Source organism: Streptomyces sp. P5F9, assembly GCF_057961495.1.
On sequence record NZ_JBXVPZ010000339.1, the window covers coordinates 1 to 10,674 of the forward strand.

Annotated in this window: 8 protein-coding genes; 6 read left to right on the forward strand and 2 right to left on the reverse strand. The window is 69.2% G+C overall.

Translation table 11 applies throughout. The features are described from left to right. On the reverse strand, positions 1–481 hold a 481-nt coding region (locus AC31A1_RS37085), incomplete at its 3' end, for a hypothetical protein (protein ID WP_489657508.1). A gap of 231 nt (positions 482–712) precedes the next feature. Between AC31A1_RS37085 and AC31A1_RS37090 the strand changes: the two genes are divergently transcribed. From AC31A1_RS37090 to AC31A1_RS37110, 5 genes are all read left to right on the forward strand, one after another. After that, positions 713–2,182: an ABC transporter permease gene (locus AC31A1_RS37090; RefSeq protein WP_489657509.1), complete on the forward strand. Its 1,470-nt coding sequence runs from the start codon at positions 713–715 to the stop codon at positions 2,180–2,182. Positions 2,183–2,323: 141 nt separating this feature from the next. Next, complete coding sequence (locus AC31A1_RS37095; protein ID WP_489657510.1) at positions 2,324–3,010, forward strand: ABC transporter ATP-binding protein; 687 nt, start codon at positions 2,324–2,326, stop codon at positions 3,008–3,010. Positions 3,011–3,287: 277 nt separating this feature from the next. Beyond that, the gene (locus AC31A1_RS37100) at positions 3,288–6,635 is read left to right on the forward strand and encodes a S8 family peptidase (protein WP_489657511.1); all 3,348 of its coding nucleotides are present in this window, start codon (positions 3,288–3,290) and stop codon (positions 6,633–6,635) included. 260 nt (positions 6,636–6,895) lie between these two features. Next, the gene (locus tag AC31A1_RS37105) at positions 6,896–7,666 is read left to right on the forward strand and encodes a group II truncated hemoglobin (RefSeq protein ID WP_489657512.1); all 771 of its coding nucleotides are present in this window, start codon (positions 6,896–6,898) and stop codon (positions 7,664–7,666) included. Positions 7,667–7,700: 34 nt separating this feature from the next. After that, the gene (locus AC31A1_RS37110) at positions 7,701–8,213 is read left to right on the forward strand and encodes a hypothetical protein (protein WP_489657513.1); all 513 of its coding nucleotides are present in this window, start codon (positions 7,701–7,703) and stop codon (positions 8,211–8,213) included. On the opposite strand, the gene AC31A1_RS37115 is transcribed toward AC31A1_RS37110, so the two are convergent. Further along, complete coding sequence (locus AC31A1_RS37115) at positions 8,203–9,135, reverse strand: helix-turn-helix domain-containing protein (protein ID WP_489657514.1); 933 nt, start codon at positions 9,133–9,135, stop codon at positions 8,203–8,205. The genes AC31A1_RS37110 and AC31A1_RS37115 overlap by 11 nt on opposite strands. A gap of 173 nt (positions 9,136–9,308) precedes the next feature. On the opposite strand from AC31A1_RS37115, the gene AC31A1_RS37120 reads away from it, so the two are divergent. Next, positions 9,309–10,349: an NAD(P)-dependent alcohol dehydrogenase gene (locus tag AC31A1_RS37120; RefSeq protein WP_489657515.1), complete on the forward strand. Its 1,041-nt coding sequence runs from the start codon at positions 9,309–9,311 to the stop codon at positions 10,347–10,349. The last annotated feature ends 325 nt before the right edge of the window (positions 10,350–10,674 follow it).

Genomic DNA, 10,674 nt, shown 5'->3' on the forward strand with positions numbered 1-10,674 from the left:
CCACGATCCCCGACACCGGTGGAAACAGCGCCCCTTCACCCTCGGTACCCACATCCAGGGCCACACCGCACGGCACACCCACCACACTCACAGCCGGCACCGCCGCGTCCAACAAGCGCGCCCCCAGCAGCCGTTGATACGGCCACTCCCGCCCGCCTTCACCCCTCGCGATCGCGAACCTCGCCAACGCCGACTCGTTCGAAAACGCGTAGACCCACCGGATACCGCCGAAATCACCGACCAAGGGCGCGTCGTCCCCGTCCGTGGGCACCAATACCGCCGTACGACGGAACTCGCCCAGCAGCACCGCGAATTCGTCCCGCCCGCGCGCCACAACGTCGCTGCTCAGCGGCTCGGGGTTGGTGATTGGTGCAGGAGCGGGCGCCGCCTCGCTCATCTCCGCGTAGTCCAACAGCCGGGACCGCCGTATGCCTCCGGTCTCGCCGCCCGTTTCCGTCTCGCTTTCCCCGCGATCAGACATGGGTGAAATCATCACACCAGCACATCGCGTACGGCAACGCGGAAAGCCTCGACAGGGCCTGGGTAGGGCTGGACAGGCCCCGGGCGGCGCCGTAAACGTCGTAGAACGGCATATAGCGCGGCCCCGTTGACAGCCACGCGCGGGCCAATTCCTGGCCTACCTACAGCCTTCTCATCGTTCTCTTATGTCGGCCTTATGGCATCATCACGCGCCGTACCTAGCTTGCGGGCCATGTTCTTCACCTACCTGAGGCGCGAGTTGCGCCGCCGCAGAAAAGCGGCCCTCGTCGTCGCCTCCGGCCTCGCACTGGGCATTGCGCTGGTCATCGTGGTCAACTCCGTGTCCTCCGGCATGGGGAAGGCGCAGGACAAGGTCCTCCAGTCGCTGTACGGACTCGGCACGGACATGACCGTCACCAAGGCGGCCACGCCCACCGCGAGCGGTTCGCAGCAGCCGCGGTTCCAGTTCGACGCCAACAACAACGACGACAGCAAGACGCAGAGCAGTGACCGTGTCATGGTCCAGGGCTTCACCACCCTGGCCTCCACCACCGTCACCAAGGTGGCGGGGCAGAAGGGTGTCTCCGACGCCGTCGGCGGGCTCAGCCTCAACGTCGTCAAGGTCGATGGCCAGTTCACCCGCGGCCAGTTCCAGCAGAACCAGGGAAGCGGCACCGGCGGTGGAACCCGCGGTGGCGGTACCGGTGCGCCGCAGGGTGAAGTCACCGGCGGTGGCGCCAACTTCAACATCAACTCGTACTCGGTCTACGGCACGGACGTCACCAAGCCCGCGCTCGGCCCGCTGACCTCCTCGAAGATCACCAGCGGCCGTACGTTCACCACCGCCGAGGCCAACTCCAAGGTCGTCGTCGCCGACTCGGCGTACGCCAAGGAGAAGAAGCTCAAGGTCGGTTCGACGGTCACCATCAAGAGCGTCAAGTACAAGGTCATCGGCATCGCCACCGCCACCAGCGGCGACGCGGCGGCCAACCTGTACATCCCGCTGACGCAGGCGCAGACCCTGAGCGGTGACAAGAACAAGGTCACCACGATCTACGTCAAGGCGACCGACTCCAAGCAGATCTCGGCCGTCAAGAAGACCATCACGAGCAATGTCTCCGGTACGACGGTCACCACGTCCGCCGATCTCGCCGACACCGTCTCCGGGTCCCTGTCCACCGCTTCTTCCCTCGCCACCAGCGTCGGCAAGTGGCTGTCGATCGCGGTCCTGATCGCCGCGTTCCTGGTCGCCGGGCTGCTCACCTCCTCCGCGGTCTCGCGCCGGGTGCGGGAGTTCGGCACGCTGAAGGCGCTCGGCTGGAAGTCCGGCCGGGTGACCCGGCAGGTGGTCGGCGAGGCCGTCGTCAACGGTCTGGTCGGCGGCGTCCTCGGTATCGCGCTCGGCCTGGCGGGCGCGTACGTCGTGACCGCGATCAGCCCGACCCTGTCGGCCTCCCTCGGCAGCACGGGTGGCGGCGGTGGCGGTGGAGCGGGTGGCCCCGGCGGCGGTGGCGGTGGGTTCGGCGGCGGCCGGCAGGCCGCGGCCAAGACCCTCGACGTCGCCCTCACCGCACCCGTCAACGCCACCACCATCGCCCTCGCGGTCGGCCTCGCCGTAGCCGGCGGCCTGATCGCCGGCGCCTTCGGCGGCTGGCGAGCGTCCCGACTCCGCCCGGCGGACGCTCTACGCCGAGTCGAGTAGCCAACACCGGTACGGGTCCGTCGTGGTAGTCAGCGGTACTGCAGCGCCCTGAAGGGGCGCGGGGAACTGCGCGACCAGCCACGACGGACCCGCAGACGACTTACGGCGCCCAACCCCCTTTACTTCCCCAGGAGTTACCCCATGTACGAACTAAGAGGCGTCACCAAGCTCTACTCACGCGGCAAGGAAACCGTCCACGCCCTCGACGGCATCGACCTCACCATCGGCGACGGCGACCGCCTGGTCATCCAAGGCCCCACCGGCGGCGGCAAGTCCACCCTGCTCCAGATGATCGGCGCCCTCGACCGCCCCACCGCCGGCGAAATCGTCCTGGACGGCGTCGACTTGGCGAAACTCTCCGAGGCCAAGCTCACCAAGGTGCGCAGCGAGAACATCGGCTTCGTGTTCCAGTCCTTCAACCTGATCCCGACGCTCACCGCGCAGGAGAACGTCGAGACCGCCCTCGTACCGCTCGGCATCAAGGCGAAGGTCCGGCGGGAACGGGCCGCCGAGGCGCTGGTCTCGGTCGGCCTGGGCGAGCGGGCCAACCACCTCCCCGGCGAGATGTCCGGAGGACAGCAGCAGCGTGTCGCCATCGCCCGCGCGCTCGTCAAGCAGCCCAAGGTGCTGCTCGCCGACGAACCGACCGGCAACCTCGACGAGTCGATGCGCGACGAGATCATGGACGTACTGGAGCGCATGTGGAAGGAGCACGGGCTGACCTTCATCATGGTCACCCACGACTCCGCCATCGCGAAGAAGGCGCCGCGTCTCGCCACCATCCGCAAGGGGAAGATCACGGTGAAGGAGAACGCGTCGTCCAAGTAACTCGGTTGCCGCGCACGGTAGTTCGGCGGGGTCGACGGCTCTGTACCGGAGTTCTCGCGGGCTGCACCCGTCGACTGCGTAACGGAGTACGGGCGACGGCGTAACAGTTCGCGGATGCGCTTTCTCACCCTCCTCTCATCTCTTGAGCGGGTGATCACCCCTCGGCATACTGCGTGTTCCGGGGGGTGTCACGCACGGGTGTGCGGGCTTTCCCCCGGTCGGGTGAACGGGGAATTCGCCCGGTACCTCAGCTCCAGGGGGAGCCTTGCGCAGACACGTGAAGAGAGCGTGCGCGGCCACCGTCGCCGCGTCCGCCGCCGTAGCCCTCGCCGCCGGAATGACCACCCCGGCGTCGGCGAAGCCCGAACAGCGTGCGGCCGGAGCCGCACAACTCGGTTCCGCACGGGCCGGTGCCGCACAGGCCGGGCTCAAGGGCAGCCACCACATCACCCTGATCACCGGCGACCGCGTCACCGTCGACGCGAAGGGCCGGGTCGCCGGTCTGGAACCGGCGAAGGGCCGTGAACACATAGCCGTATCGGTCCGCAAGCTCGACGGGCACACGCTCGTCATACCCGTCGACGCGGCCCAGCTGATCGCGTCCGGCAAGCTCGACCAGCGGCTCTTCGACGTCACCGAGCTCAACAAGTCGGCGGAGCGCGCCTCCCAGAAGGCCGGCCTGAAGGTCATCGTCGGCTACCAGGGCGCCGCCACCGCCACCAAGGCCGACGTCCGGGACGCGGGCAGGCTGCGCCAGTCCCTGAAGACCCTGAACGCCGACGCGGTCCAGACCCCGCAGCAGGACGCACCCGAGCTGTGGAAGGCCGTCACCAACGGCGACAGGTCGGCCGCCGGCATCGCGCACGTCTGGCTCGACGGCGTCCGCAAGGCCAGCCTCGACAAGTCCGTGCCGCAGATCGGCGCCCCGAAGGCGTGGGCGGCCGGCTACACGGGCAAGGGCGTCAAGATCGCCGTACTGGACACGGGAGTCGACGCCGACCACCCGGACCTGAAGACCCAGGTCATCGAGTCCAAGAACTTCTCCACGGCCACCGACGCGAACGACCACTTCGGGCACGGCACGCACGTCGCCTCGATCGCCGCGGGCACCGGTGCGAAGTCGCACGGCAAGTACAAGGGTGTCGCGCCCGACGCGAAGATCCTCAACGGCAAGGTCCTCGACGACAACGGCTCCGGTGACGACTCCGGCATCCTCGCCGGCATGGAGTGGGCGGCCCAACAAGGCGCCGACATCGTCAACTTGAGCCTCGGCGGCCAGGACACCCCGGGCATCGACCCGTTGGAGGCGGAGGTCAACAAGCTCTCCACCGAGAAGGGCATCCTGTTCGCGATCGCCGCGGGCAACGAGGGCCCCCAGTCGATCGGTTCGCCCGGCAGCGCGGACGCGGCCATCACGGTCGGCGCGGTCGACGGCAACGACAAGCTCGCCGACTTCTCCTCCACCGGCCCGCGCGTCGGCGACGGCGCCATCAAGCCGGACGTCACCGCGCCGGGCGTCGACATCACCGCCGCCGCGGCCCCGGGCAGCGTCATCGACAAGGAGGTCGGCGAGAACCCGCCCGGCTACCTGACGATTTCGGGTACGTCGATGGCGACCCCGCATGTCGCCGGTGCCGCCGCGATCCTCAAGCAGGAGCACCCCACCTGGGGGTACGCCGAGCTGAAGGGCGCGCTCACCGGGTCCGCGAAGGGCGGCAACTACACGCCGTTCGAGCAGGGTTCGGGCCGTATCGCCGTCGACAAGGCCATCAAGCAGAACGTCATCGCCGACCCGGTGTCGGAGAGCTTCGGCATCCAGCAGTGGCCGCACACCGACGACACCCCGGTCACCAAGCAGGTCACCTACCGCAACCTCGGCACCGCGGCCGTCACCCTCAATCTCACGGTGGCCGCCACCAACCCCAAGGGCCAGCCGGCTCCTTCGGGCTTCTTCAAGCTCGCCAAGACCTCGGTGACCGTTCCGGCCGGCGGCACGGCCTCGGTCGGTCTGACCGTCGACACCAAGCTGGGCGGCACGCTCGACGGCGCCTACTCCGCATACGTGACGGCGACGGGCGGCGGGCAGAGCGTCCGTACGGCCGCGGCCGTGGTGCGCGAAGTCCAGTCGTACGACCTCACGTTGAAGTTCATCAACCGTGACGGCACTCCCGCGAAGTACTACACGGCCACGGTGGCGGGCCTGTCCGGCCTCGGCGCCGGCGGCTACTTCTCCCCCTACGACGAGTCGGGCACCGTCAAGGTCCGTGTTCCCAAGGGCGGTTACGTCCTCGACACCGGGATCTTCGTGGACCCGGAGGACTCCACCAAGGGCGCCGACTGGATCGCCCGGCCCAAGCTGGACATCGCCAAGAACACCTCGGTCACGCTCGACGCCCGCACCGCCAAGCCGGTCGACGTCACGGTGCCGGACACCGGCGCCAAGTCGGCCTTCGCGTCACCGGGTTACTCGCTCATGACGGCGGACAGCGGCGCCTCCTTCGGCTGGTTCCTGGAGACGTACGCCAACTTCCGCTCCGCGCACCTCGGTCCGCAGATCACCGACGGTTCGCTCTCCGAGCAGTGGGACGCGCACTTCCTCAAGGGCACCGACGAGCAGTACGACACCACGACCGGCGGCAAGGTCAAGCAGCTCGCCACCGGCTTCACCAAGCACTACAAGGCGAGTGAACTCGCCACGGTGAAGGGCCGCATGGGCGCCGCGGCGAGCGGCAAGACCGGCCTGCTCTACGCCTTCGGCTACCTGCCCGACGGTGGCGGCGGCGCCTCCGCCACCACCAGCCCGCAGCCGCTGCCCGGCACCCGAGTCCTGCACGTCTCCACCGTCAACGGCGTCCAGTGGGAGCTGGACTTCGAGCAGGACGCCGGGCGTGACGCGGACGGCTTCCCGATCGCCGAGTCCTTCTACGTCTCGAACGACCTGGAGACCTTCAAGGCCGGCCGGACGTACACCAGGACCTTCAACACGGCCGTCTTCGGCCCGCACCTCGACGACGTCTACGGCGTGTACCGCTACGGCAACGAGATCTCCGGAATCGTGCCGCTGTTCGCCGACTCCGCGCAGCACGCGGGCTCGTCGCTGTTCACCTCGGTCAACACGACCCTGTACCGCAACGGCACGAAGGTGGGCTCCAACCAGGACCCGCTGCTCGGCGAGGGGGTGTTCAAGGTCCCGGCCGCCAACGCCTCGTACAAGCTGACCACTTCGGTGATCCGCAGCGTCAAGGTCGCCGCCGCCTCCACCCGGATCGACGCGAGCTGGACGTTCTCCTCGAAGAAGCCGTCCGCTGGAGACGAGGTCCAACTCCCCGTCTCCACGGCCCGCTTCAACGCGACGACCGGCCTGGACAGCCGTGTCGCGGCCGGCAAGAAGGCGACCTTCCCGGTCACCGTCGAGGGCGCGGCCGCCGGCCGCAACCTCAAGTCCCTGGGCGTGTGGGTGTCGTACGACTACGGCCAGACCTGGAAGAAGGTCACCGTCGTCAACGGCAGGATCACCGTCACCAACCCGGCCAAGGGCAAGGCCATCTCGTTCCACGCGAAGATCGCCGACAAGAAGGGCAACAAGTCGACGATCTCGATCTACAACGCGTACTACGGCAAGTGAGCCGCTAGGCCGTGTCCGCAAAGTCCCGCCTGCCCCGCGACGCCCGGCACGCACTCTCGCCGCACCGGGCGAAAGCCCAAGTACGTCCAGTACGAGGGCTTCCGCCCGGCACGCCGAGAGCACGCACCGGACGCCGCGGGGCCCGCCCTTCGGGCGGACGACGGGACTTTGCGGACACGGCCTAGTGCCCGAGTAGGCCGACAGCGAACGGCCCGCCGGAAGTGCAGCTTCCGGTGGGCCGTTCGTGTTTCCGTGGCCCCATGACAGCCGAGACCGTCGAGTACATCCGGTACCGCATCCCCGAGCAGCGGTCGGTGGAGTTCCTGGCCGCCTACACCCGTGCCGCACGACAGCTGGCCGCCGCCCCGCAGTGCGTGGCGTACGAACTGGCCCGTTGCGAGGAGGACGCCGAGCACTTCGTCCTGCGCATCACCTGGACGTCGACCGAGGCACACCTGGAGGGTTTCCGCAGGTCGGAGCTGTTCCCGCCGTTCCTCGCCGAGATCGGCCCGTACGTCGAGAACATCGAGGAGATGCGCCACTACGAGCCGACACCGGTGCGCGGCGACGGCTCCGCCGTCCCCACCCTGTACGACTGGGCGGGCGGCGCCGAGGCCTTCTCCCGGCTGACCGAGGTCTTCTACGACAAGGTGCTCAAGGACGACCTCCTCGCACCCCTCTTCGCCGGTCTGGCCCCCGAGCACGCCGCGCACGTCGCCCTCTGGCTCGGCGAGGTCTTCGGCGGCCCGGCGACCTACTCCGAGACCCAGGGCGACCACGGCCACATGGTCGCCAAACACTTCGGCAAGAACATCAGCGAGCGCCAACGCCGCCGGTGGGTCGACCTCATCCAGGACGCGGCGGACGACGCGGGCCTGCCGACGGACGCGGAGTTCCGGTCGGCGTTCCTCGCGTACGTGGAGTGGGGGACGCGGCTGGCGGTGTACTTCTCCGGCCCGGACGCGCAACCGCCCGCCAAGCAGCCGGTGCCGCGCTGGAGTTGGGGGTCGATGCCGCCCTATCAGGGGTGACACCGCCGTGCGGGGGGTGTCGTAGGGTCACCCCATGACCGTCGCCGTGACCGCCATGATCACCGCCGTCGTCGGCGTGCTCGGTACCCTCTTCGCCCCCGTCCTCAGCCAGCGCCTCACCGCCCGGCAGCGCACCGAGGAGGCCCAACTCGCCGAGCGGGTACGGAGGTTCGAGGAGCGGCGGGACGCCTACACGGCCATGAACCGGGCTTCCCGGCAGTTCCACACGCTGCTCAAGGACGCCCTCCACCGCATCCGCGACGGCGTCTACACCGAGCTGGAGCGAGACCAGTTGGAGGAGGCCCGCCGCGACTACCGGGACCGTTACGCCGAGGCGCAGATGGTCGTGCCCGAGCGGATCCTGGACGCGTCCCGCTCGGTGAACCAGGTCCTCGCCGGTGTCGACGCCGTCGTCAAACGTCTGGACCGTGGCCTTGCCCGGGACGGTGAGAGCGCCGAGGAGGCGCTGGTCCAACTGAAGGAGGCCGAACCGCGGTTGGCCGCGATGCGGCAGCTGATGCGCGCGGACCTGGGCGTCACGGAGTGAAGTCCGGGCGCTGGGTCGACGCCCCCGCCCGGGTCGCGTCCGTGCCCCAGCTCGCCAGCAGGCGCAGGGCGTCGGCCGACGGGGAGCCCGGCTCCGCGTGGTAGGTGATCAGGGACTGCTCGGAGCTGTCGCTGAGGCGGAAGCCCTCGAAGTGCAGGGTGAGGTCGCCGACCAGGGGGTGGCGGAGGCGCTTGACGCCGTAGGTCTTCTCCTTGACGTCGTGGGTGGCCCACAGGCGCCTGAACTCCTCGCTCTTGACGGAGAGTTCGCCGACCAGGGCGGACAGGCGCGGGTCGTCCGGGTCGCAGCCCGCGTCCATGCGGAGCATGCTGACGATGTCCGTGGCCTTCTGCTCCCACTCCACGAACAGCTCGCGGTACTCGGGCCGCAGGAACACCAGCCGCGCCCAGTTCCGCTCCTGCGGCGGCAGCTCCGACCAGTCGCCGAAGACGGCCGCGGCCATCCGGTTCCACACCAGGATGTCCGTGCGTCGGCCGCAGATGTACGCCGGGACCGTCTCGATCGCGTCGAGCAGCTGCCGTAGCGGAGGCCGCACGTGCTGGGTGGGGGCCGACGGCTTCTTCTTGTGCTGCTTCGGCTTCGCGAGGTGGGTGAGGTGGGAGGACTCGGCGTCGGAGAGGCGCAGGGCGCGGGCGATCGCTTCGAGGACCTCGGCCGACACGTTCCGTCCGTTGCCCTGTTCCAGGCGGGTGTAGTACGCCACCGAGACCCCGGCCAGCTGCGCCAGCTCCTCGCGGCGCAGCCCGGGCACCCTGCGGTGCCGCCCGAAGTCCGGCAGCCCGACGTCCTCCGGCTTCAGCCGGGCCCGGCGGGTGCGCAGGAACTCGCTCAGCTCGGCACGTCGGTCCAGGTGCCGGCCGTGGCCCAGGGGCTCGGGGGCGGATTCGGGCTGTTCGTCCATACGGCCCAGTATTCCCGGTCCTACGTCCAGGAGCCTGATCCCGCTGGTGGTAGGCACAGCGGACGTACGCAGAAGCGTGACCTGGGCAGCCTCAGGACTTTCGGGCAGGCTTGGCAGCGTGCCCGGCCGGAAGGCAGCCGGGCGCACAATTCCCCCGCTAGGAGAGTTTCGGCATGACCACAGTCGCCGCATACGCAGCCCCCGCCGCGAAGGCTCCCCTGGAGCGCACCACCATCGAGCGCCGGGCCGTACGTGAGTTCGACGTCCTGATCGACATCAAGTTCGCCGGTATCTGCCACTCGGACATCCACCAGGCCCGCGAGGGCTGGGGCGAGGCCATCTTCCCGATGGTCCCCGGCCACGAGATCGCCGGCATCGTCTCCGAGGTCGGCCCCGGCGTCACCAAGTTCCAGGTCGGCGACCGCGTGGGCGTCGGCTGTCTGGTCGACTCCTGCCGCGAGTGCGACAACTGCAAGGCGGGCCTGGAGCAGTACTGCACCGGCGGCAACGTCGGCACGTACAACGCCGTCGGCAAGGACGGCGAGCCCACCTACGGCGGCTACTCCGAGAAGGTCGTCGTCGACGAGAACTTCGTCCTCGGCATCCCGGAGGGCATCGCCCTCGACGAGGCCGCGCCGCTCCTCTGCGCCGGCATCACCCTGTACTCGCCCCTGCGGCACTGGAACGCCGGCCCCGGCAAGAAGGTCGCGATCGTCGGCATGGGCGGCCTCGGCCACATGGGCGTCAAGATCGCGCACGCGCTCGGCGCGGAGGTCACCGTCCTCTCGCAGTCCCTGCGCAAGCAGGAAGACGGCCTGAAGCTCGGCGCCGACCACTACTACGCGACCAGCGACCCGAAGACCTTCGAGGAACTGCGCGGCACCCTCGACCTGATCATCTCCACGGTGTCGGCCCCGCTCGACCTCGGCGCGTACCTGTCGCTGCTGAAGACGGACGGCGCGCTGGTCAACGTCGGCGCCCCCGAGGAGCCCGTCTCCCTCAACCTGTTCTCGGTGATGGGCGGCCGCAAGACCCTCGCCGGTTCCGGCATCGGCGGCATCCCGGAGACCCAGGAGATGCTGGACTTCTGCGCCGAGCACGGCTTCGGCGCCGAGATCGAGCTGATCTCCGCGGACCAGATCAACGAGGCGTACGAGCGGGTGCTGGCGAGTGACGTCCGCTACCGGTTCGTGATCGACACGGCGACGATCTGACGGCGTCGCTTCTATCAGGGTCCCGGAGCAGTGCGGCTCCGGGGCCCGGTGCGTTGTCGAGTGGCGGGTGCGTCGTGGTTGCTCGCGCAGTTCCCCGCGCCCCTAAAGGGTCGGACCAGCACAGGCGCTTTTAGGTGCGCGGTGCGCGGTGGTGCGCGCCCACGCGGCGGAGCCGCAAATCGATACAGCCCCGCGCCCCTAAAAACACCGGTCGCCCTGCGTCTTTCAGGGGCGCGGGGAACTGCGCGACCAGCCCCCACGCACCCGCAGCCGCCGACGAACCTCAGCCGCCCGCCCTGTTCCGCCCCAACAGCCACAACAGATA

Bases quoted from the DNA above. Each gene is read 5' to 3' on its own strand.
- AC31A1_RS37090 (WP_489657509.1), top strand. From the start codon at position 713: ATGTTCTTCACCTACCTGAGGCGCGAGTTGCGCCGCCGCAGAAAAGCG.
- AC31A1_RS37095 (WP_489657510.1), top strand. From the start codon at position 2,324: ATGTACGAACTAAGAGGCGTCACCAAGCTCTACTCACGCGGCAAGGAA.
- AC31A1_RS37105 (WP_489657512.1), top strand. From the start codon at position 6,896: ATGACAGCCGAGACCGTCGAGTACATCCGGTACCGCATCCCCGAGCAG.
- AC31A1_RS37110 (WP_489657513.1), top strand. From the start codon at position 7,701: ATGACCGTCGCCGTGACCGCCATGATCACCGCCGTCGTCGGCGTGCTC.
- AC31A1_RS37115 (WP_489657514.1), bottom strand. From the start codon at position 9,135: ATGGACGAACAGCCCGAATCCGCCCCCGAGCCCCTGGGCCACGGCCGG.
- AC31A1_RS37120 (WP_489657515.1), top strand. From the start codon at position 9,309: ATGACCACAGTCGCCGCATACGCAGCCCCCGCCGCGAAGGCTCCCCTG.